Origin of the sequence: Thiemannella venezuelensis (assembly GCF_014203605.1) — a bacterium.
In the GTDB taxonomy this organism is placed as follows: Bacteria; Actinomycetota; Actinomycetes; order Streptosporangiales; family Streptosporangiaceae; genus Planomonospora_A; species Planomonospora_A venezuelensis.
This window is the reverse complement of the sequence record NZ_JACHJJ010000003.1, coordinates 236795-258154: the sequence shown is the minus strand read 5'-3', so window position 1 is coordinate 258154 and position 21360 is coordinate 236795. Positions and strand designations below refer to the sequence as shown.

Genomic DNA, 21360 nt, shown 5'->3' with positions numbered 1-21360 from the left:
GATCCTGTCTTGATTTTTCCGGAATTGACTTGAGTGGAGGCTGCCGTGAGCGCGAGCGGCGGTACTAAGGCGATCGTCGCGGCACTTGCCGCCAACCTGTCGATCGCGGCGGCCAAGTTCGTCGCGTTCGTCTTCACCGGCTCCTCGGCCATGCTCGCGGAGGGCATCCACTCCGTGGCGGACTCGGGCAACCAGGCGCTGCTGCTGCTCGGCGGCAAGCGGGCGGCCCGGGAGCGCACCCCCGAGCACCCCTTCGGCTACGGCCGGGAACGCTACTTCTACGCGTTCGTGGTGGCGGTCGTGCTGTTCACGATCGGCGCGCTGTTCTCCCTCTACGAGGGCTGGCACAAGATCTCCCACCCCGAGGACCTGGAGTCCCCGCAGTGGGCGTTCGGCGTGCTGATCTTCGCGATCATCGCCGAGGCGTTCTCCTTCCGCACCGCGATCAAGGAGTCGAACGCGATCCGGGGGAACCAGTCCTGGGTCTCGTTCATCCGCCGCTCCAAGTCCCCCGAGCTGCCCGTCATCGTCCTGGAGGATCTCGGCGCGCTGCTCGGCCTGATCTTCGCGCTCTTCGGCGTGACGATGGCCGTGGTGACCGGTGACGCCGTCTGGGACGGCATCGGCACCCTGATGATCGGTGTCCTGCTCGCGGTCATCGCCGTCATCCTGGCCGTCGAGACCAAGTCGCTGCTGATCGGCGAGGGAGCCGGTCCCGAGGTCGAGAAGCAGATCCGCACCGCGCTGGAGGGCTCGCCCGAGGTCAACAAGGTCATCCACATGCGCACGCTGCACCTGGGCCCGGAGGAGATCCTGGTCGCCGCCAAGATCGCGGTGCCGCACGACGACACCGCCGCCGAGGTGGCCCGCGGCATCGACGAGGCCGAGCGCCGCGTCCGCGAGGCCGTCCCCGAGGCCCGCGTCATCTACCTGGAGCCCGACCTCTACCGCGAGACCGCCGCTTCCGGCGGCGGTGCTCCCTCCGGCTCCGCCTGATCCCGCCCGGCACCGGCGAACGCCGTACCGCCGCCCGCGGAGGTCCTCCTCCCGGCGCGCCGGTACGGCGTTCGCCGTCGCGGGGCCGGACACGTCTCTACGGACGGCCCTGAAGGAGGCGCAGGGCCTTCTCCTTCTCGAAGTCCAGGGCCCGGCGCGGGGCCTGCAGCCGGCCGATCCGCAGGCCCAGCTCCCGTACGGCCTGCGCCACCGCGGGCTCGCTCAGCACCCGCAGCGCGAAGGCCAGCTCGCTCGGAGAGATGTCGAAGCGCCGCTCCAGCTCCACCCCCTGGGCCACGGCGGCGAGCTCGTCGGGCCCGAACCGGCGGTGCGCCCCCTGCTCCCGCACCGGCGGGAGCAGGCCCAGCGCCTCGCGGTAGCGGAGCATCCGGGGGGACATCCCCAGCCGTCTGGCGGCCTCGGTGATACGCATTCTGACAATCTTATGTCACTTTCGGGCCATGTGGCGTGCGACAGGCGCTCGGGCGCGTCTAGACTCGCAGGCGTTGACTTTCCGGTAGAGGGGTAACACATGGACTTCAAGGTCGCCGACCTTTCCCTTGCGGCCTTCGGGCGCAAGGAGATCCAGCTCGCCGAGCACGAGATGCCCGGTCTGATGGCCATCCGCAAGGAGTACGCCGCCGCGCAGCCGCTGGCCGGGGCGAAGATCATGGGCTCGCTGCACATGACCATCCAGACCGCCGTGCTCATCGAGACGCTGGTCGCGCTCGGCGCCGAGGTCCGCTGGGTGAGCTGCAACATCTTCTCCACCCAGGACCACGCCGCCGCGGCCGTCGTCGTCGGCCCCGAGGGCACCGTCGACGAGCCCAGGGGCGTCCCGGTCTTCGCCTGGAAGGGCGAGACCCTGGAAGAGTACTGGTGGTGCACCGAGCAGGCCCTCATCTGGCCCGGTGGTGACGGCCCCAACATGATCCTCGACGACGGCGGCGACGCCACCCTCCTCGTCCACAAGGGCGCCGAGTACGAGAAGGCCGGCGCCGTCCCCAGCGCCGCCGAGGACGACCCGGAGGAGTGGAAGGTCATCCTCGACCTGCTCCGCCGCACCGTCACCGCCGAGAACACGTGGACCGAGATCGCCTCGCGCATCAAGGGCGTCACCGAGGAGACCACCACCGGCGTCCACCGCCTCTACGAGATGTTCAAGGCCGGCAGCCTGCTCTTCCCGGCGATCAACGTCAACGACTCGGTGACCAAGTCGAAGTTCGACAACAAGTACGGCTGCCGCCACTCGGTCATCGACGGCCTCAACCGCGCCACCGACGTGCTGATCGGCGGCAAGGTCGCGGTCGTGTGCGGCTACGGCGACGTCGGCAAGGGCTGCGCCGACGCGCTGCGCGGCCAGGGCGCCCGCGTCATCGTCACCGAGATCGACCCGATCTGCGCCCTGCAGGCGGCGATGGACGGCTTCCAGGTCACCACGCTGGAGGACGTCGTCGAGATCGCCGACATCTTCGTCACCACGACCGGCAACTTCGACATCATCACGGCCGATCACATGTCGCGGATGAAGCACAACGCCATCGTGTCCAACATCGGCCACTTCGACAACGAGATCGACATGGCCGGCCTGGCGAAGATCCCCGGCATCGTGAAGGAGGAGGTCAAGCCGCAGGTCCACACCTGGACCTTCCCCGACGGCCACGCCATCATCGTGCTCGCCGAGGGCCGCCTGATGAACCTGGGCTGCGCCACCGGCCACCCGTCGTTCGTCATGTCCAACTCGTTCACCAACCAGGTGATCGCCCAGATCGAGCTGTTCACCAAGACCGAGGACTACCCGGTCGGCGTCTACGTGCTCCCCAAGCACCTGGACGAGAAGGTGGCCCGCCTCCACCTCGACGCGCTGGGGGTGAAGCTCACCGAGCTCACCAAGGCCCAGGCCGACTACATCGGCGTCCCGATCGAGGGCCCCTACAAGGCCGACCACTACCGCTACTAGGCCGCAGCGACCCGGGCCCCCGCAGTCCTGCGGGGGCCTTCGGGCCATCTAGGGAGAGACGTGGACAACGCGCTGGGCCAGGCGGGGGAGCGGCGGATCGGCTGGGCGGCGCGGGCGATGCCCGTGCTCACCGCGCTCGGGACGCGGTTCGCGGCCGAGCGGCCGCTGGAGGGCCTGAGGATCGCCGCGTGCCTTCACGTCACCGCGGAGACCGCGGTGCTGATGGGGGCGCTGCGGGCCGGCGGGGCCGAGATCGCGCTGGCCGCCTCCAACCCGCTGTCCACCCAGGACGACGTGGCCGCCGCGCTGGCCGATTACGGGGTCGCGGTGCACGCCCGGGCCGGGGTGGACCGGGAGACCTACTACCGGCACATCCACCAGGCGCTCGACATCGCCCCGGAGATCGTCCTGGACGACGGCTGCGACCTGGTGAACATCCTGCACACCGAGCGCACCGAGCTGCTCGACGGTGTCCTCGGCGGCTGCGAGGAGACCACGACCGGAGTCATCCGGCTCCGCCAGATGGCGGCCGAGAAGGCCCTGAGGTTCCCGATGGTCGCGGTCAACGACACCAGGACCAAGCGGATGTTCGACAACCGGTACGGCACCGGCCAGTCCACGATGGACGGCATCATGCGGGCCACCAACACCCTGCTCGCGGGCAAGACCGTGGTGGTCGCCGGGTTCGGCTACTGCGGCAGGGGCGTGGCCGAGCGGGCCAGGGGCCTCGGCGCGCGGGTGGTGGTCACCGAGATCGACCCGGTCAAGGCGCTGGACGCCTCGCTGCAGGGCTACGAGGTGCGGCCGATGGCCGGAGCGGCCCCCGAGGGGGACGTGTTCGTCACGGTCACCGGCAACCGCGACGTGATCAGGGGCGAGCACCTGGTGGCGATGAAGGACGGCGCGATCCTGGCCAACGCGGGCCACTTCGACGTCGAGATCGACGTGCGGGCCCTGGACGAGCTGGCGCAGGCCGTGCACCGGGGGGTGCGCCCGAACACCGACGAGTACGTCCTCGCCGACGGGCGCCGGCTCCTGCTGCTGGCCGAGGGGCGCCTGGTCAACCTGACGGCGGCGGAGGGGCATCCGGCCGCGGTCATGGACATGTCGTTCTCCGCCCAGGCGCTGGCCGTCGCGTGGCTGGCCCGGGACCCGGTGCGGCCGGCGCCCGGCGTGCACGACGTCCCCGGAGAGGTGGACGTGGAGGTCGCGCGGCTCAAACTGGCCGCGGCCGGGATCGAGGTGGACGAGCTGACCGGCGAGCAGGAGCGGTACCTCCACTCCTGGCGGGCCGGCTCCTAGCCCCGGACCGGCCCCGCGGGAGTACGGGACACGGCGCTCCGCACTCCGCCCGGCGCCGGTCCGAGGAGCCGGAGGCGGGCTCAGAGCGTCGCCCGGATCCGGAGCATGTGGCGGATCTCGGCGCTCTGGGTCGCGGTGACGTCACCGGCGAGCTCCTGGATCCTGATGTGCGACCCGCCGGTGAAGACCCGCTCGGACATCGTGATCGCACCCTGGTGGTGGGCGATCATCAGCTGCAGGAAGAGCCGGTCGAACTCCGTCCCCGCGGCGGCCTTCAACGCCCCCATCTGCTCCGGGGTGGCCATGCCGGGCATGCCCTCGTGCGCGGTGTGGTGGCCGTGCGGGCGCTGCCCCTGCTCCTGCAGCCAGGAGGTCATGAACTGGATCTCGGGACCCTGGGTGTCCTTGATGCGGGAGGCGAGGCCCTTCAGCTCCGCCGACCGGGCGCGGGAGGGGGCGAGCAGCGCCATGTCGAGGGCCTGCCGGTGGTGGACGATCATGTCCCGGGTGTACTCCACGTCCACGGCGTTGGCGACCGGGGTGGGGACGAGCGTGCGGGCCTCCTGCGGATCGGCCGTCCTGGCGCTCTCACCGGGCCCGCCGGGGACGATGACGGGTACGGCGGGTCCCGCGGAGGGCCGCGGCCCGGGCGCGGAGCTGCAGGCGGACAGGGAGACGGTCAGGGAGAGCGCGGCGACGGCCGCGAGGACGAGCGGAACGCGCACCCGGCCTCCTTCGCGGATAGGGTCCGTGCGCAGCAACGTAACCCGTGGTGATCCGCCGGGTAAAGACGGGCGGTGAGGGCTCCCGCGCCCGGAGGGGACCGTGTGTCCGGTACGGCGGGACACGGGAAGGAGCGGTGGTAGACCGTACAACCGATGACCGTCATGGTAAAGGTGTCACCATAGATGTTTCTCCTTACAGCCTGACGTCTGGCCGGGTTGACCGACGAGGCTGACAATTTGCTGGTTTCTGTGTGCCTTCTCCCAGTTCTCCCAGGAGGCTCCGAGTGCTCATCCCCCGAAGAGCGGGCCGTACCCTCATCATGGCGGCGGCCGCGGTGGCGTTGCTCGCGCCCACCGTGTACGCCCAGGCGGCGGAGATCCCGCCGCCGGACCAGATCGTCACGAGTCCCAACGTCTCGCACGTGACCACGGTCGCGAAGCCCGACGGGCTGGCCAACACCATCAACACCGACATCGCCTTCCAGGACGGCTACGCCTACGTCGGCAACTACGGCGGCTTCTCCATCTACGACGTCCGCGACCCGAAGCGGGCCAAGGCCGTCGGCTCCGTCGTCTGCCCCGGCTCGCAGATGGACGTGGCGGTCTACGGCGACCTGCTGTTCGGCGCCGTCGACTCCTCCCGCAACAACGACTCCTGCAGCAGCACCGCGCAGTCCGCGGCGGTCAAGGAGTCGTGGGAGGGCGTCCGGATCTTCGACATCAGCGACAAGGCCAACCCGAAGTACATCAAGTCCGTCGAGACGAACTGCGGCTCGCACACCCTGACGCTGGTGCCGGGCAAGGGCCGGGACAAGCGGCGCAACGTCTACCTCTACGTCTCCTCCTACCTGCCGAACGTGAACTTCCCCGACTGCCAGCCGCCGCACGACAAGATCTCCGTCATCAAGGTGCCGCTCAGGAGCCCGGCGGACGCGGCCGTCGCGGCCACCCCGGTGATCTTCCCCGACGGCGGCAACGAGACCCAGCCAGGCCTGCTGCTGCCCACCAGCGGCTGCCACGACATCACCGTCTACGCGGAGAAGAACATCGCCGCGGGCGCCTGCATGGGCGACGGTGTGCTCCTCGACATCTCCGACCGGCTGAACCCGGTGGTGACCGCCCGCGTGACCGATCCGAACTTCGCCTTCTGGCACTCGGCGACGTTCAACAACTCGGCCACCAAGGTCGTCTTCACCGACGAGCTCGGCGGCGGCTCCGGCGCCACCTGCAACGAGGCCACCGGCCCGAACCGGGGCGCGGACGCCATCTACGACATCGTCAAGGGCCAGCTCGTCTTCAAGAGCTACTTCAAGATCTCCCGCCACCAGGCGGACAACGAGAACTGCGTCGCCCACAACGGCTCGCTGATCCCGGTCAAGGGCAAGGACATCATGGTCCAGGCCTGGTACCAGGGCGGCATCTCGATCTGGGACTTCACCGACTCGGCCAACCCGCAGGAGATCGGCTTCTTCGAGCGCGGGCCCGAGTCCCTCCCGGGCGGGGGCGGCATCTGGTCGGCCTACTACTACAACGGCTACATCTACGGCAGCGACTTCCACAAGGGCTTCGACGTCGTCAAGATCGATGACCGCCGCACCGATCCGGCGCGCCGCGTCCGCACGGGCCTGCTGAACGTGCAGACACAGGAGTCCTACCGCGGCCACGGCCACTGGTAGCGCCTCCGCGACCCGGGGGGACGGCGGCCCGCCCGTCGTTCCCCCGGCGTCACCGCCGGAGCGGACGGAGGACGGTCCCGGAGCACGACCGCGGCGGCCGACCGCGTGCCCGGAGGTCAGAGGGGAGGGGCGAAGCCGCCGGGAGAGGCGGGCGGCGGCGCGGCCGTTCGGGGCGGGGCGGGGCCGTCCGGCTGGGCGAAGACGGCCGGGTACGGCTGCGCGGGGCCGTACGAGCGGGCAGGGCCGTGCGGGTGGGCGGCGGAGCGGGCGGCGGCGCGGCGCAGCAGGCGGTCCAGGTGGCGCCGGCGCCGTTCGGCCAGGACCGCGGAGAGGTAGGCGTGCGGCGGCACGCCGGGGGGCGGGGGAGGGGAGACGAGGGCGATCGTCCGGGCCGCGATGCGGGCGCCCATCTCGTGCTCGGCCGCGGGGGAGAGGTCGTCCCGGCGCGTGAGGTACTGCCGGGCGGTGTGGATGAGGTCCTCGGGAAGCTGGGAGAGCTCCAGGGTCGCCGCCCATCCGGCGAGCTGCGGCGGCATCTGCGGCGGCGGGCCGACGGCGCGCGGGCCGCGCTCCGAGATCACCATCGTCCCGGCGAAGACGTCGCCGAGCCGCTTGCCCTTGGCGGAGACGAGCGAGCAGATGACGGCGGGGCCGCCGCTGAACGCGTAGATCTCGACGAAACCGGCCAGCGCGCGGAAGAGCGCCTGGCGGAACAGCTCCGGGCCGCCGTCGTCGCCGACCACCCGCAGTCCGAGGGCGAGCTTGCCGAGGGTGCGCCCCCGGGTGAGCGTCTCGGTCAGCACGGGGTAGCCCACGAAGACCAGCACGACGAACAGGATCAGGAGCGCCTGGGCGAGCGAGGAGTCCGCCACGGTGGTGGAGTTCGTCACGACGAGGACGACGAGGGTCATCGCCACGGCCTGCACGAGGAGATCGATCAGGAAGGCGGCCACCCGGACGGGCAGCTGCGCGGTCTGCACGTCGACGACGACGGCGTCACCGGTCACCAGATCGGACACACGACCGACCCTACCGCCCGCGGCGGCCGTACCGGGATTCCGCCCTGTCGCGGGGGCGGGGGCGGGGGCGTGAGGCGGCGTGGCGGGTCCGGGGCGCGGCCAATAGGCTCGGGACGTGGACATCGACGCCTTCGTGACCGTCAACCAGCCGACCTGGGACCGCCTGGAGCAGCTCGTACGGCGGCGGCGGTCCCTGGACGGGGCGGAGGTCGACGAGCTGGTCGAGCTCTACCAGCGGGTGGCGACGCACCTGTCCATCGTGCGCTCGTCGTCCCACGACCCCCTCCTGGTCGGGAGGCTGTCGTCCCTGGTGGCCAGGGCCCGGTCGGCCGTCACCGGGGCGCACGCGCCCGCCTGGCGGGAGTTCGTCAGGTTCTGGACTGTCTCGTTCCCCGTCGCGGCCTACCGGTCCTGGCGCTGGTGGCTGGGGGCGACGCTCGCCTCGGCGGCGGTCGCGGTGGCCGCCGGGGCGTGGGTGGCGGGCAGCCCCGAGGTGCAGGCGGTCCTCGGCACCCCCGAGGAGATCCGGCAGCTCGTCGAGCACGACTTCGCCGACTACTACAGCGAGAACCCCGCGGGCTCCTTCGCCGCGCACGTGTGGACGAACAACGCCTGGGTGGCGGCGCAGTGCATCGCGTTCTCGGTCCTGCTGGGCGTGCCGATCCTGTACGTCCTGCTGATGAACGCGCTCAACGTCGGGGTCACGGGAGGCCTGATGGCGGCGGCGGGCAAGAGCGACATCTTCTTCGGGCTGATCATCCCGCACGGGCTGCTGGAGCTCACCGCCGTCTTCCTCGCCGCGGGGGCGGGCCTGAAGCTCGGCTGGACCGCCGTCGACCCCGGGCCGCGCCCGCGCGGCCAGGCGCTGGCCGAGCAGGGACGCGTGATCGTCAGTGTCGCGATCGGCCTGGTCGTCGTGCTGCTCGTCTCCGGCCTGATCGAGGCGCTGGTCACCCCGTCCCCGCTGCCGACCTGGGCGCGGATCGGCATCGGGGTGGCCGCCGAGGCCGCCTTCCTCGGCTACGTGGCGTACTTCGGCCGCCGGGCGGTCCGGGAGGGCGAGAGCGGGGACGTCGAGCGCGCCCCCGACGTCGTCCCGGCGGGCTGACGGCCCGGCCGGTACGGCCCGCGCGCGGCGGCCCCGAGGCCACCGGCGTCCGTGCGGGCCCGAAGGACGGTCGGCTCCGTGGGCCGGGCACCGCCCGGAGCTTCGTGCGGAGGCCCTTCAACCCGGGGCGCTAAGCGCTCAGCACCTCGCGGAGCAGCTCCCCGAACTCGGCGGGGTGCGTGCTGAGGCCCGTGTGCCCGCCGGGGAAGTGGACGAGCTCGGTGCCGAACCGCTCGGCCAGGAAGGCGGCGGGACGGTAGGGCAGTTCACCGCGTGAGTCCGCTCCGCCCGCGAGCACGAGTCGGTCCGACAGGGCCTCCAGCCGGTCCACGTCCGGGGTGTAGGCCATGAAGCTCGGTACGATGCGCCCGAGGAAGTAGGGCATGTCCGCCATCGTCCGCTCGACTCGCGCGGTCGCCTGAGGCGGTGGTCCGGTGGCCGCCCGGGCGCCGGCGGGATCGGCGCCGGGCCGCCTGAGGCCGGCCGCGAAGACGGCCGCAGCAGGCATCGGCCCGTCGCGGCGGAACGTGTCCTGGACGCGGGCGAGCAGCGCGCGGTGCTCGGCGGCGTCCGGCAGCACCTCCACCACCGGCGGTTCGTGCGCCACGACGCGTTCGATCCGCTCGGGACGGGTGGCGAGCAGGTGCAGCGCGACGATCGCCCCCGAACTGCAGCCGACCACGCGGGCGGGCCTGTCCGGGGACAGCAGATCCAGCAGCCGGAGCGCGTCGTCGGCGTGCTGCGCGACCCGCTGCGGGGCCTGCGGGTCGTCCAGCGGGCTGCGGGACAGGCCGCGCGGGTCGTAGGACGCGACCGTGTGATCGGCGGCCAGGCCGTCGGCGACGCCGTCGAAGGAGGCCGCGCCGCCGGTGCCGCCGGGGATCAGCAGCAGAAGCGGGCCGCTGCCGCGCACCTCGTAGCGCAGGGTGGCGCCGTCCGCGCGCAGGCGGCCGATGGCCGGCTCGGTCATGGCGCGTCTCCTTCACGGTGTGCGGGCCAGCGCTCCAGGAGGGTGTGCAGGGCGTCGAGGCAGCGGACCCAGGAGTCCCCGGCCGGGCGGGCGTGCGCGAACCCGCCCGCGGCCTCGAGGTTGACGAAGCCGTGGAGGGCGCTGCGCACCAGCCGGACCGCGTCGGTCAGGTCGGGCTCGTCCAGGGCGTACGCGCGCAGCATGCTGTAGGTCAGCTCGACCGCGCGCCGCGGCCCGGGCGCCCTGGCGAGGAGCTCCGGGTCGATCTTCATCGGGATCTGCGTCGCCGTGTACCGGCCCGGGTGGTCGTGGGCGTACTCCCGCCAGGCGTTCGCGTACGCCGCCAGCGCGTCCTTCCCGGCCCGCCCGGCGGTGGCCTCCGCGATGCGGACGGTCTTCTCGTCCGCCGCCAGCAGCGCGATCCGCCCGCGCAGGTCCTCCAGGTTGCGGACGTGCGCGTAGAGGCTGGCGTCCTTCACCCCGAGCCGCCGCGCCACCGCCGACATGGTCACGTGCTCAAGCCCGACCTCGTCGGCCAGCTCGGCGCCGGCGAGCGTCACCCGGTCCGCGGTCAACCCTGCCCGCGCCATACCCGCACCATCCTCACCCTAGATATATTCGACTATAACTAATATAGCAAGTTTTTGCCTAGGGATCCTAGATTCGTGGGATGAGCCGTACACCGGCCGGAGAACCGCCCGCGACGCAGGCGGCCTTCCTTGCTGCGCGGTGTACTTCAGGCGGGCGGTCCGGGACGTCGAGCGCGCCCTCGACGTCGTCCCGGCTGGCTGACGGCCTGAATCGGTACAGGCCGGCCTCGGGTGCCCGTGGAGGTCCTCCCCCAGACCGAGCCGGCCCGCCGCGCAGGCATGACCCAACCGCAGATCTCCACCATCGAAGGCGGCGACTCCGTACCCACTCTCGCCCTGCTGACCCGCCTCGCCGGAGCCCCGGACGCCTCCCTGAGCATCCGACTGGACGACGGCGACTCGACTTTCGTCTTCACGCCGCATCACCGTCCCCAGCCGGACGAGACATCCACCGGCGGCCACTCTTCGGCGGCCTGAACCGGACATCCGTTCAGAGCCGTCCGGCGGCCTTCAGGGCCAGGTAGGCGTCGGCGAGGGCGGGCGCGAGCTGGTCGGGGAGCGCGTCGACGACCTCGACGCCGTGGCGGCGCAGCCGCGAGGTCATCCGCCGCCGCTCGCCGCGCAGGTGCTCGGCCGCGGCCGCGTCGTAGACCTGCTCCAGCGTGTCCCTGCCCTCGGCCATGGCGGCGACCCGCGGGTCGGAGACCGCGGCGAGCAGGACCAGGTGGCGGGAGGCGAGCTGGGGGAGTACCGGGAGCAGGCCCTCCTCCAGGGAGGCCGGGTTCAGGTCGGTGAGCAGCACCACCAGGCAGCGGTGGGCGGCCCTGGACATGATCGCGGTGACCATGCCCTCGGAGTCGGCCTCGACCAGCTCCGCCTCCATCGGCGCCATGGCGTTGACCAGGACGGACAGCAGCTCGGTGCGGGAGGCGCCGGGCACCCAGGCGCGGACCGCGCGGTCGTGGGCGAGGAAGTCCACCCGGTCCCCGGCGCGGGCCGCGAGCGCGGCGAGCAGCAGCGCGGCGTCCATCGACCAGTCGAGGCGGGGCCAGCCGGACGGGTCGCCGGAGGCCGGGTCCAGCCCGACGCGCCCGGCCGAGGTACGGCTGGTGTCGAGCACGATCAGCACGCGCCGGTCCCGCTCGGGCCGCCAGGTCCGCACCACGACGTCGCTGCGCCGGGCGGTCGCCCGCCAGTCGATGGAGCGCACGTCGTCGCCGGCCACGTACTCCCGGAGGGAGTCGAACTCGGTGCCCTGGCCGCGGATCAGCACGGGGTTGCGCCCCTCCAGCTCCCGCAGCCGGGAGAGCTTGGCCGGCAGGTGGGTCCGGCTGAGGAAGGGCGGCAGCACCCGGACCGTCCACGGCACGGCGTGCGAGCCCTGCCGCGCGGCCAGGCCCAGCGGCCCGACCGAGCGGACGGTGACCCCGGCGGACTCCCGGTCGCCCCGCCGGAGCGGGGCCAGCGTGGTGACGATCCGGCGGCGCTCCCCGGCGGGGACGTCCAGCGGCTGCTCCGCCGGCCGCGCGCGGGCGCTGGGCGGCCAGGCGTCCCTGACCCGGCCGCGGACCCGCCGCCGCCCCGGGTTCTCCACGGTCAGGACCATCTCGACGGAGTCGCCGAGCCGTACCCTGCGCTCCCCCGCGCGCTCCAGCCGGAGCGGGCGGACGGACCCGGCGAGCAGCAGGTCCACCGTGACCAGCGCCGCCAGGAGCAGGAGCAGCCCGAGGACGGCGGCGCCCGGCTGCGGGGCGAACAGCACCGCGAGCGCGCTCACGGCGGCGAGCAGCCCGGTGCGTCCGGTGAGCGCCATCAGCGCGGCACGGGGACGGCGGCGAGGATGCCGTCGAGGACGCCGTCGGGGGTCGCGCCTTCCAGCTCGGCCTCGGGCCGGAGCTGGATCCGGTGCCGGAGCGCGGGCAGGGCCAGCGCCTTGATGTCGTCCGGGGTGACGTAGCCGCGGCCCGACAGCCAGGCCCAGGCCCGGGAGGCGCCCAGCAGCGCGGTCGCGCCGCGCGGGGAGACGCCCATGCGCAGGGACGGCGACTGCCGGGTGGCGCGGGCGATGTCCACGGCGTAGCCGAGGACCTCGGGGCCCACGTGCACCTGGGCGACCGCCGCGCGCCCCACGGCCAGGTCCTCTGCCGAGGTCACCGCCTTGATCTGGGACAGGTCCCTGGGGTCGAAGCCGTGCGCGTGCCGCTCCAGCACCGCGATCTCCTGCTCGCGCGAGGGGAGCGGCACGGTGAGCTTGAGCAGGAACCGGTCGAGCTGGGCCTCGGGGAGCTGGTAGGTGCCCTCGTACTCGACCGGGTTCTGGGTGGCCGCGACGATGAACGGGTCGGGCAGTCTGCGGGGTGTTCCCTCGACGCTGACCTGCCGCTCCTCCATGGCCTCCAGCAGGGCGGCCTGGGTCTTGGGCGGTGTGCGGTTGATCTCGTCGGCGAGCAGCAGGTTGGTGAAGACCGGACCCTCGTGGAACTCGAACTCCGAGGTCTTCGCGTCGTAGACCAGCGAACCCGTCACGTCTCCCGGCATCAGGTCCGGGGTGAACTGCACGCGCTTGAAGTCCATGGACAGCGCCGTGGCCATGGTCCGGACCAGCAGGGTCTTGGCGACGCCGGGCACGCCTTCGAGCAGCACGTGGCCCCGGCAGAGCAGGGCGATCACCAGGCCGGTGACCACGGCGTCCTGGCCGACGACGGCCTTGGCGACCTCGGCGCGCAGCGCGCCGAGCGAGGCGCGGGCCGCGTCACCGCCCGGGCCGCCGGCCGGGCCCCGGTCCGCGCCGGGGATCCGGTTCGGGTAGGCGATGGTCTGCTGGGGGCTCGGATCGGGCCCCGCCCCGGGCATGGTCACGCGTTCTTCTCCCCCGTGCTGATGTGCTCGCTCACGCGGCCTCCTCCGTCGGTCGCGTTCGCGACGCTGCTGTGTCCATGGCTCGCTCGCTCCGCTCGCTCACGCGGCCTCCTCCGTCGGTCGCGTTCGCGACGCTGCTGTGTCCATGGCTCGCTCGCTCCGCTCGCTCACGCGGCCTCCTCCGTCGGTCGCGTTCGCGACGCTGCTGTGTCCATGGCTCGCTCGCTCCGCTCGCTCACGAGTCTCGTACCTGTCTTTCCAGGGCGTCGAGGTGCCGGGCCAGGGCCACGAGCCCCGCGTCGTCTCCGGGCGCCGCGCCGTACAGCACGGCTCCCGCCTGCTGTGCATCCTGCCCGGTCCGCATGGCGACGGCGGCCACGACCCCCGCCGGGGTGACGTCGCCGGCCAGCCCGAGACGCGGGACGATCCGGTCCAGCGCCGCGGCCCGCAGGGCCGCCGCAGCCCGGTCGCGGGCTCCGCGGGACCGGTAGAGGCGTCCCCGCCCCTCGGCGGTCTCCGCCGCGCGCACCACGACCGGGAGCCGTTCGGCGACCACCGGTCCGAGCCTGCGGACCCGCCAGAGGGCGACCAGCACGACGGCCGCGAGCAGCTGCACGGCGGCCCACGTGACCCCCGGCGGGATCAGGTCCGCCAGGGAGGTCTCGCCGTCGGCCGGACCCGCCTGCGGGAACGTGGGCGCCAGCCAGACCACGACCGGACGGGTGCCCGCCAGGTTCATCGCGAGGGCGGCGTCGCCCTCCTCGGCCAGCCGCCGGTTGCTCATGAACTCGCCGGAGCCGAGGACGGTGACGGTCCTGCCGCCGTCGGTGTAGCGGATCACGCCGCCGCCGTAGCAGCTCGTCGCGCCGGAGGGGGCGTTGTAGGAGACGCCGCCGGTCACCGCGGTGCCCGCCTTCACCGCGGCGGGCAGCGCGCAGCCCGGAGCGCGCGGCTCCACGTCGGTCAGCGCGCCCGCGCCGAGGCCGGGGGCGAGCGACTGCAGCGCCTGGGTCACGGGCTCGACGAGCAGGCGGTCGCCGGGCACCGTGGCGAGGTCGTCCATCAGCCACCCGGCGGCGAGGAACTCGGTCCTCGTCACCAGCAGCAGCGAGTCGGGGGCGGCCAGCTCGCGGGCCTCGTCGACGGTGCGCGCGGGCCGTACCTCCACGCCCTGGTCGCGCAGGAGCCGGGCGAGGGCGTGCGCGCCCCCCGGGGTCGTCGCCTCGGGGTCGAGGTAGCCGCCGGGCCGCGGCTGGGTGACCAGCGCGGTCAGCGCGGCGAGCACGACCATGAACGCCAGGACGCCGAGCACCCCCCGCCAGCGCCGCCAGAGGTCCTGCGCGCGCGGTGAGGCCGGCGCGCTCGGGGACGGGGCGCCGGGGGACGGGACGCCCGGGAGGGGGGCGCCGGGCGCGCTCACGGGAGCGGCCTCCGGCACGGGCGCGGAGGCGGGCGCGTCCGGGGTCATCCCGGGGCTCCCGACAGCGCCGGCCTGGCCTGGAGGACGAGGTCGTCGAGGTCGGCCATGCGCCGGTAGCCCTCGGCGGTGCCGGGCAGGTCGCCGTAGGTGACGTCGTCGAAGAGGCGGGCGCCCTCGGCCAGCGCGGCGGCGGCGCCGGGGAGCATCCGGCCGGCCTCGGCGGCCAGCTCGTCCGCGGTACGGCCGGGCAGCCGTTCGAGGAGGGCCCGGTCCTCCAGGGTGCGGGCGATGGCCCGCAGCCGCTCCCTGATCGCCTCGGACCACCGGCCCGCGGCCGCGTGGGCCTCGGCGACGGCGCGGTGCTCGGCCGCGGTGCGGGCGCGCCCGCCGAGCAGTTCGCCGGCGCCGCCACCCGTCCGGGCGCGGCTGGCCCTGCGGGCCATCGACAGGACGGGCAGGGCGACGCCGAGGATGACGAGGACCAGCAGGATGATCGAGAACCAGCCGCCGGGCACGCCGGAGGCGGAGTCGATCAGGTCGGACAGCCAGTCCCTCACCCCCTCCAGGAACCGGTCCCACCAGGATTCCTTGGGGTAGATCGACGTGGCCAGCTCGCGGACGGCCGCCTCCCGGGCGTCCTCCCGCGTGATGTCGACCGGGACGTCGGAGATCACCGGGGCCAGGCTCCCGGATCCTGGGGCGGGTGGCCGTAGCCGTGGGGGCCCTGCGGTCCCTGGGGCGGCTGGCCGTAGCCGTAGCCGTAGCCGTAGGGCTGGGCGCCCGCGGCGTGGGACGGGTGCCACAGGTCCTCGGCGGCCGGACCGTGCACGCCGCGCTGGCGGTCCGTGGCGGCGGTCTGGAGGACCAGGTCGAACGCCTCGGCGCGCATCCGCCGGTCGGTGTAGAGGAGCGCGGTGACGGCGGCGGAGAAGGGGTTGGTGATCGTCCCGGAGACGATGGCGCCCAGCGAGCTCAGGATCAGGGAGACCGTCAGCGCCGTCTCGAAATCCTGGTCGGTGGGGGAGATCAGCCCGCTGGTGAGGGAGAACGGCACGCTCACGGCTCCGCCGACCAGGCCCGCGATGATCGCGGTGAGGAGCAGGATGCCGAAGACCCGCCAGAAGTCGCCCTTGACCAGGCGGAACGACCGGCCGATGGCGGTGAACGCCCCGGCGCGCTCCAGCACGATCACCGGTCCGGCGAGGCTGAGCTTGGTGTAGAGGAAGATCGCGCCGGCGATGCTGCCGAGGCCGAGGACGAGGCCCACCACGACGGCGAGCGCGACCGGCGCCTCCGCCGCGATGATCACACTGATCAGCACGGTGGCCACCGCGACGAGCGCGATCATGAGCCCGAAGACCATGAGGACCTGGAGCAGCGCCAGTCCCAGCAGCGGCAGGATCCGGCCGGCGGTCAGCCGCCAGGCCTGTCCCACGGAGACCGGCTCGCCGAACACGGAGCGGCCCAGCACGCTGGTGAGCATGCCGCTCAGCACGATGATCGCGATCATCTGGAGGACGGCGCCGACGAGGGTGCCCAGGAAGAAGGTGGTGAAGGCGCCGAAGAGCTGCGAGGGGTCCCGGGTGAACGCGGTCGGGTCCGCGGCGGCGTCGGCCAGCATGCCCAGGGTCGGGAGCTGCACGAGCAGCCCGATGATCGCGGAGACGGCGGTCACCGCCGCGGACAGGCCCAGGGTGGCCCTGGGGTTGCTCCGGATGAACTGGACCGCGCCGTTGTAGATGTCGCCCAGGGCGAGCGGGCGCAGCGGGATGATGCCGGGCTTGAGCGCGGGCGGGGCCCCGTAGGCCGGGGCGCCGTACCCGTAGGGACCCGGTGCCCCGCCGTAGGGCTGCTGGCCGTAGGAGCCGGGTGCCCCGCCGTAGGGCTGCTGGCCGTGGGGCCCTGCTCCGCCGGGTTGCCGGTCGTACGGGCCGGGTGCTCCGCCGTACGGGTTCCCCGGGCTCTTGGGGGGAGTGCCGCCGGAGCCGGGAGTGGCCCACGGCTCCGGCCCCTGGCCGCCGTAGGGCGGGGGCTGGTTGGACGCCCAGCCCGGTGGCGTGTCGGGGTTGAAGCCGTGACCGTCTGACATATCCCAATCCTGGCACGAGGGGCCGCTGATTGGGCTGTTCGGGGGGATTGTTCGCCGCGATTGCACGGCCGGGGACGGCGAGAGAGGCCATGGGGATGGCCGAGCAGCGCCGTTTACCGCAGACTGGGGGGTGACCGCTCCCATCCGGCATCGGGGTGCCGAGGCCGGAAGCGGCCATCCGGGGGCGCCGCCGCACACTCCGCACCGCGCGGGCCTAAAATTCGGCATCCGGATGCCGACCATCTGACTGTGCCATCCGGTGGTCGGGCAAGGGTAACCTTCAGTAATCATACGGTTTGCCGTAGAAACTCCCTAGCTGCGTAAAACGAATGAGGGGCCATGAAAGGACGCGTGCTGGTCGTCGACGACGACGCCGCTCTCGCCGAGATGCTCGGCATCGTGCTGCGCGGAGAGGGTTTCGAACCTTCCTTCGTCTCCGACGGGGACAAGGCGCTCGACGCGTTCCGCGACACTCGGCCGGACCTGGTCCTGCTGGACCTGATGCTGCCCGGCGCCGACGGCATCGACGTCTGCCGCAGGATCCGCGCCGAGTCCGGCGTTCCCATCGTCATGCTGACGGCCAAGAGCGACACCATCGACGTGGTGCTCGGGCTGGAGTCCGGGGCCGACGACTACATCGTCAAGCCGTTCAAGCCCAAGGAGCTCGTGGCCAGGGTCCGCGCGCGGCTGCGCCGCACCGACGAGCCGACCCCGGAGATCCTGCAGATCGGCGACATCACCATCGACGTCGCCGGCCACTCCGTCAAGCGGGCCGAGGAGACCATCAACCTCACGCCGCTCGAGTTCGACCTGCTGGTCGCGCTCGCCCGCAAGCCCCGCCAGGTCTTCACCCGGGAGGTCCTGCTGGAGCAGGTCTGGGGCTACCGGCACGCGGCCGACACCCGGCTGGTCAACGTGCACGTCCAGCGGCTCCGCGCCAAGATCGAGAAGGATCCGGAGCACCCGGAGATCGTGGTGACGGTCCGCGGCGTGGGCTACAAGGCCGGCCCGGCCTGAGCCGAGCCCGGCCGCCCTCCCCCCGGATCCCGACATGCCTCCCGTGAAGAAGCGCCGCCGTACCCCGCGCCAGCTGGCGCGGGGCGTACGGCGGCGCACCCGGCGCGCGGCCGGCCGCCTGCGCCGGGTCTTCTGGCGGTCCCTGCAGCTCCGCGTGGTCACCAGCACGCTGGTCATCTCCATCGCGGTGGTCGCCGTGCTCGGGGTCTTCCTGGAGCAGCAGATCAGCGCGTCCGTGCTGAACGACCGCGTGCGGGCCGCGACGAGCGAGGCGCAGGCCGACCGCAGGACGGTCCTCGGCTTCCTCGCCCAGCCGGAGAGCGAGGCGTCCAAGCAGTCGGGGGACACCGGCAAGACGCTCCAGCACAGCGGGGAGAGCCCGCTGGGCGAGGCGACCGAGGCGCTGGCGAACCGGGCGGGGTCGGCCGGCCGCTACTCGGTGGTGATCCGCAACAGGAGGCTGCCGGGAGCCTTCTTCGGCACGATGAACATCGACGAGCGCAGCGTGACGGAGAAGATGCGCGAGGAGGTGCTCAAGAAGGACGCCGGCGAGAACAGCCCCTGGTTCAGCGACCTGTACTACGAGGGCCGCGAGGGCCGGCCGGTCCCCGGCCTGGTGATCGGCACGCGCCTGGACACCACGGGCACCCCCCTGGTCGACGACGGATACGAGATCTACCATCTGGTCCCGCTGGACAAGGAGGAGAAGACCCTCACCTCCGTCCGGCAGATGCTCGTCGTGGTCGGCGTCGGGCTGGTGCTCCTGCTCGCCGCGATCGCCTCGCTGGTCACCCGCCAGGTGGTCACCCCGGTACGGCTCACGCGCCAGGCCGCGGAGCGGCTGGCCGCCGGGCGGCTGGACGAGCGGCTCAGGGTGCGCGGCGAGGACGACCTCGCCCGCCTGGCCATCTCCTTCAACGAGATGGCGGCGAACCTGGCGCTGAAGATCCACCAGCTGGAGGAGCTCTCCCAGGTGCAGCGGCAGTTCGTCTCCGACGTCTCGCACGAGCTGCGCACCCCGCTGACCACCGTGCGGATGGCCGCGGACCTGCTCTACGACGCCCGCGAGGACTTCGACCCGATGGCGGCGCGCTCGGCCGAGCTGATGCAGAACCAGCTGGAGCGGTTCGAGTCGATGCTCGCCGACCTGCTGGAGATCAGCCGCTACGACGCGGGCGCGGCCACGCTCGACGTCGACTCGGTCGACGTCAGGGACGTGGTGCTGCGCGCGGTCGCCGACTCGGAGGCCCTCGCCGAGCGCCACTCCACCCGCTTCGACCTGCGCCTGCCGGGTGAGCCCTGCATGGCCGAGATGGACAGCCGCCGCGTCGAGCGCATCCTGCGCAACCTGCTGTTCAACGCGATCGAGCACGGCGAGGGCCGGGACATCGTCGTCTCGGTCGGCGCCGACCGGGACGCGGTGGCGGTGGCCGTACGGGACCACGGGGTGGGCCTGAAGCCGGGCGAGGAGAACATGGTCTTCGACCGCTTCTGGCGGGCCGACCCGTCCCGCGCGCGGACCATCGGCGGCACCGGGCTCGGCCTGGCCATCTCCCGCGAGGACGCCATGCTGCACGGCGGCTGGCTCCAGGCGTGGGGATCACCGGGGGAGGGCTCGCAGTTCCGGCTCTCGCTGCCCCGGGCGGCCGGGACGGAGCTGAGGGGGTCGCCGCTGCCGCTGGTGCCGCCGGAGGTGGAGATGCGGCGGACATGGCGGGGACAGATGACGCCGATGCTGACGCCGGCGACGGCCGACGGGGGACGCGATGCCGACTAGGGAGTCCGGGCCGGCCAGGGAGTCCGGGGCCGGGGGACCCCGGAGGGGCCGGGGCCTGCGGGCCGCGGCCGCGGCCCTCGCGGCCCTCATGCTGGTCTGCGCGACCGGGGCCTGCGCCGTCATCCCCACCGGCGTCAGGGCCGGGGCGGTGGAGGACGCGGGACGCGGCAACCCGCTGGACTCCCCGTACGCGCGGGGCATCGCCATGCCGCCGAACGACGAGTGGGACCCCGAGCAGCTCGTCAGGGGGTTCCTCGCCGCGATGGCGAGCACCGGCGATCCCGGGCACGCGGTGGCACGCCAGTACCTCACCGGCGGCTTCGCGGGGAGGTGGAGGCCGTCGGGCGAGGTGACGATCTACGAGCAGGACGGGATCGAGGCCGACGAGCCCGTGGCGGACGACACGACCGAGGTCCGGGTCACGCTCAAGGGCACCGTCACGGCGACCATCGGCCGGGACGGCCTGTACCGCCCGAGCAGCGGTGACCTGAGGGAGCCCTTCACCCTCGTCAGGGACGGCGGGAAGCGCTGGCGGATCGACGCGGGCCCCGACGGGCTGCTGCTGTCGAAGGCGGACGCCGAGCGCGCCTACCGCGGGGTGGACCTCTACTTCCTGGACTCCAAGCGCAAGGGCCTGGTGATCGACCAGGTCCAGATACCGGTGAACCCCGCCTCCACCCGGGCCAAGGCCACGGTGGAGCGGCTGCTCGCGGGGGCGAGCGGGGCGCTGCAGGGCGCCGTCCAGACCGCCTTCGCGCAGGACACCCGGCTCATCGACGTCACCACCGAGAACGACCGCGTCGTCGTCAACCTGACCAAGAGGGTGAGCTCCGACAACGTCGCGGCGATGTCCGCCCAGCTCTCCTGGACGCTCTCGGAGATCGTCAGCGGTTCGAGCTTCGAGGTGCGGGTGAACGGCGAGTCCTACTACCCCGGCTCGCCGCTGATGATCGACGCCCAGAAGCAGCTGGGGTTCGACCCGTGGACGACCCCGGCGGACGTGCGCCCGATCTACCTGCAGGACGGCACCCTGCACCAGCTCGGCAAGGAGAACGTCGGCGAACCGGTGGCGGGTGAGGCGGGCGCGGAGAAGAGCCCGCGCATCCGCCCGGCGGTCAGCGGGCACGTCCTGAAGCAGGTGGCGGCGCTCTCCGAGGACCGCAGGAGCATCTCGGTCGTGCCGCTCGTCCCGGACGGGCAGTGGAAGGAGTGGGTGACCGGCACCGACCTCGCCCCGCCCTCCTGGGACCGCTACCACTCGCTGTGGACCGTGACCCACCCGGAGCCCGGGACCTCGGTGGTGCTGCGGCACTACTACGACGACGCCAAGCAGGAGGTGAAGCAGTATCGCGTCTCCGCGCACGACCTGGACGAGGTCGAGGTGACCGCGCTGAAGGTCGCCCGTGACGGCGTGCACGTCGCGGTGGCGGTCAGGGACGGGCAGGGCGACGAGGAGGTCATGATCGGCACCGTCGTCGGCGAGGGGGCGGGCAGCCGCATCGACAACCTGTGGCCGGTGGACCGCGTCGACGACAAGCAGAAGATCAAGGACATCGCCTGGAAGGACGGGAAGACCCTCTACGTGCTCACCGGCAAGTCCGAGCTGCTGGAGGCCTCGCTGACCGGTGAGTCCAAGCCCCTGGTCCCCTACGCCGGCATCGAGAGCATCACCGCCCTGGACCGCGCCCTGCTGGCCGGGGCCGCGGACGGGAAGAAGCGGCAGATCCTCTACTGGGACTCGGCCAAGTGGCAGCCCCTGGTCAAGGACGAGAACGGCTCCACCGGCTTCGTCGAGGACGGCCCGTCCCACCCGGCGTTCCCCCTGGGCTGAGCAGGCCGCCGGACCTGCGGC

General features: G+C 72.8%; 19 protein-coding genes. 9 read left to right on the top strand and 10 right to left on the bottom strand.

Annotation, left to right across the window (positions count from 1 at the left end; all coding sequences use genetic code 11):
• Nucleotides 1-45 precede the first annotated feature (45 nt).
• On the top strand, nucleotides 46-996 hold the full coding sequence (locus FHS22_RS06810; RefSeq protein WP_184939386.1) for a cation diffusion facilitator family transporter: 951 nt from the start codon (nucleotides 46-48) through the stop codon (nucleotides 994-996).
• A gap of 97 nt (nucleotides 997-1093) precedes the next feature.
• Here FHS22_RS06810 and FHS22_RS06805 read toward each other — a convergent pair whose 3' ends face one another.
• The gene (locus tag FHS22_RS06805) at nucleotides 1094-1429 is read right to left on the bottom strand and encodes a MerR family DNA-binding transcriptional regulator (RefSeq protein ID WP_184939385.1); all 336 of its coding nucleotides are present in this window, start codon (nucleotides 1427-1429) and stop codon (nucleotides 1094-1096) included.
• A 99-nt stretch (nucleotides 1430-1528) separates the two neighbouring features.
• Here FHS22_RS06805 and ahcY point away from each other — a divergent pair, with 99 nt between their 5' ends.
• Together ahcY and FHS22_RS06795 are read left to right on the top strand one after the other, a co-directional pair.
• On the top strand, nucleotides 1529-2956 hold the full coding sequence (gene ahcY, locus FHS22_RS06800; protein ID WP_184939383.1) for an adenosylhomocysteinase: 1428 nt from the start codon (nucleotides 1529-1531) through the stop codon (nucleotides 2954-2956).
• A 60-nt stretch (nucleotides 2957-3016) separates the two neighbouring features.
• On the top strand, nucleotides 3017-4258 hold the full coding sequence (locus FHS22_RS06795) for an adenosylhomocysteinase (protein ID WP_184939381.1): 1242 nt from the start codon (nucleotides 3017-3019) through the stop codon (nucleotides 4256-4258).
• An 80-nt stretch (nucleotides 4259-4338) separates the two neighbouring features.
• On the opposite strand, the gene FHS22_RS06790 is transcribed toward FHS22_RS06795, so the two are convergent.
• The gene (locus FHS22_RS06790; protein ID WP_184939380.1) at nucleotides 4339-4983 is read right to left on the bottom strand and encodes a DUF305 domain-containing protein; all 645 of its coding nucleotides are present in this window, start codon (nucleotides 4981-4983) and stop codon (nucleotides 4339-4341) included.
• Between the two features lie 320 nt (nucleotides 4984-5303).
• Here FHS22_RS06790 and FHS22_RS06785 point away from each other — a divergent pair, with 320 nt between their 5' ends.
• The gene (locus FHS22_RS06785; protein ID WP_184939642.1) at nucleotides 5304-6659 is read left to right on the top strand and encodes an LVIVD repeat-containing protein; all 1356 of its coding nucleotides are present in this window, start codon (nucleotides 5304-5306) and stop codon (nucleotides 6657-6659) included.
• Between the two features lie 116 nt (nucleotides 6660-6775).
• Here the strand turns inward: FHS22_RS06785 and FHS22_RS06780 are convergent, their stop codons facing one another.
• Nucleotides 6776-7678, bottom strand: a complete 903-nt coding sequence (locus tag FHS22_RS06780; RefSeq protein ID WP_338047628.1) for an RDD family protein — start codon at nucleotides 7676-7678, stop codon at nucleotides 6776-6778.
• A 115-nt stretch (nucleotides 7679-7793) separates the two neighbouring features.
• Between FHS22_RS06780 and FHS22_RS06775 the strand changes: the two genes are divergently transcribed.
• Nucleotides 7794-8786, top strand: coding sequence for a stage II sporulation protein M (locus tag FHS22_RS06775; RefSeq protein ID WP_184939376.1), 993 nt, complete (start codon nucleotides 7794-7796; stop codon nucleotides 8784-8786).
• A gap of 130 nt (nucleotides 8787-8916) precedes the next feature.
• Here the strand turns inward: FHS22_RS06775 and FHS22_RS06770 are convergent, their stop codons facing one another.
• The gene (locus FHS22_RS06770; RefSeq protein WP_184939374.1) at nucleotides 8917-9756 is read right to left on the bottom strand and encodes an alpha/beta fold hydrolase; all 840 of its coding nucleotides are present in this window, start codon (nucleotides 9754-9756) and stop codon (nucleotides 8917-8919) included.
• A complete protein-coding gene (locus tag FHS22_RS06765) occupies nucleotides 9753-10346 on the bottom strand; it encodes a TetR/AcrR family transcriptional regulator (RefSeq protein ID WP_184939373.1) in 594 nt (197 codons plus the stop codon). The genes FHS22_RS06770 and FHS22_RS06765 overlap by 4 nt, the downstream gene beginning before the upstream one ends.
• Before the next feature lie 279 nt (nucleotides 10347-10625).
• On the opposite strand from FHS22_RS06765, the gene FHS22_RS06760 reads away from it, so the two are divergent.
• Nucleotides 10626-10823, top strand: coding sequence for a hypothetical protein (locus tag FHS22_RS06760; RefSeq protein ID WP_221473306.1), 198 nt, complete (start codon nucleotides 10626-10628; stop codon nucleotides 10821-10823).
• 13 nt (nucleotides 10824-10836) lie between these two features.
• On the opposite strand, the gene FHS22_RS06755 is transcribed toward FHS22_RS06760, so the two are convergent.
• The 5 genes from FHS22_RS06755 to FHS22_RS06735 all read right to left on the bottom strand — a co-directional run bounded on the left by FHS22_RS06755 (nucleotide 10837) and on the right by FHS22_RS06735 (nucleotide 16714).
• Nucleotides 10837-12159: a DUF58 domain-containing protein gene (locus FHS22_RS06755; RefSeq protein ID WP_184939371.1), complete on the bottom strand. Its 1323-nt coding sequence runs from the start codon at nucleotides 12157-12159 to the stop codon at nucleotides 10837-10839.
• Nucleotides 12159-13199 (bottom strand): AAA family ATPase, encoded by a 1041-nt coding sequence (locus FHS22_RS06750; RefSeq protein ID WP_184939641.1) that lies wholly within the window; start codon nucleotides 13197-13199, stop codon nucleotides 12159-12161. Before FHS22_RS06750 ends, FHS22_RS06755 begins: the two co-directional genes overlap by 1 nt.
• A gap of 241 nt (nucleotides 13200-13440) precedes the next feature.
• The gene (locus tag FHS22_RS06745; protein ID WP_221473305.1) at nucleotides 13441-14673 is read right to left on the bottom strand and encodes a DUF4350 domain-containing protein; all 1233 of its coding nucleotides are present in this window, start codon (nucleotides 14671-14673) and stop codon (nucleotides 13441-13443) included.
• On the bottom strand, nucleotides 14670-15299 hold the full coding sequence (locus FHS22_RS37845) for a DUF4129 domain-containing protein (RefSeq protein ID WP_338047627.1): 630 nt from the start codon (nucleotides 15297-15299) through the stop codon (nucleotides 14670-14672). The genes FHS22_RS06745 and FHS22_RS37845 overlap by 4 nt, the downstream gene beginning before the upstream one ends.
• On the bottom strand, nucleotides 15296-16714 hold the full coding sequence (locus FHS22_RS06735) for a DUF7847 domain-containing protein (RefSeq protein WP_184939370.1): 1419 nt from the start codon (nucleotides 16712-16714) through the stop codon (nucleotides 15296-15298). The genes FHS22_RS37845 and FHS22_RS06735 overlap by 4 nt, the downstream gene beginning before the upstream one ends.
• 339 nt (nucleotides 16715-17053) lie before the next feature.
• Here FHS22_RS06735 and mtrA point away from each other — a divergent pair, with 339 nt between their 5' ends.
• Genes mtrA through FHS22_RS06720 form a run of 3 tightly spaced genes read left to right on the top strand, consistent with a single transcriptional unit; the run spans nucleotide 17054 to nucleotide 21339 of the window.
• Nucleotides 17054-17731: an MtrAB system response regulator MtrA gene (mtrA, locus tag FHS22_RS06730; protein WP_036327899.1), complete on the top strand. Its 678-nt coding sequence runs from the start codon at nucleotides 17054-17056 to the stop codon at nucleotides 17729-17731.
• 34 nt (nucleotides 17732-17765) lie between these two features.
• Nucleotides 17766-19508, top strand: a complete 1743-nt coding sequence (mtrB, locus tag FHS22_RS06725; protein ID WP_184939368.1) for an MtrAB system histidine kinase MtrB — start codon at nucleotides 17766-17768, stop codon at nucleotides 19506-19508.
• Nucleotides 19498-21339: an LpqB family beta-propeller domain-containing protein gene (locus tag FHS22_RS06720; protein ID WP_184939366.1), complete on the top strand. Its 1842-nt coding sequence runs from the start codon at nucleotides 19498-19500 to the stop codon at nucleotides 21337-21339. The genes mtrB and FHS22_RS06720 overlap by 11 nt, the downstream gene beginning before the upstream one ends.
• Nucleotides 21340-21360 lie beyond the last annotated feature (21 nt).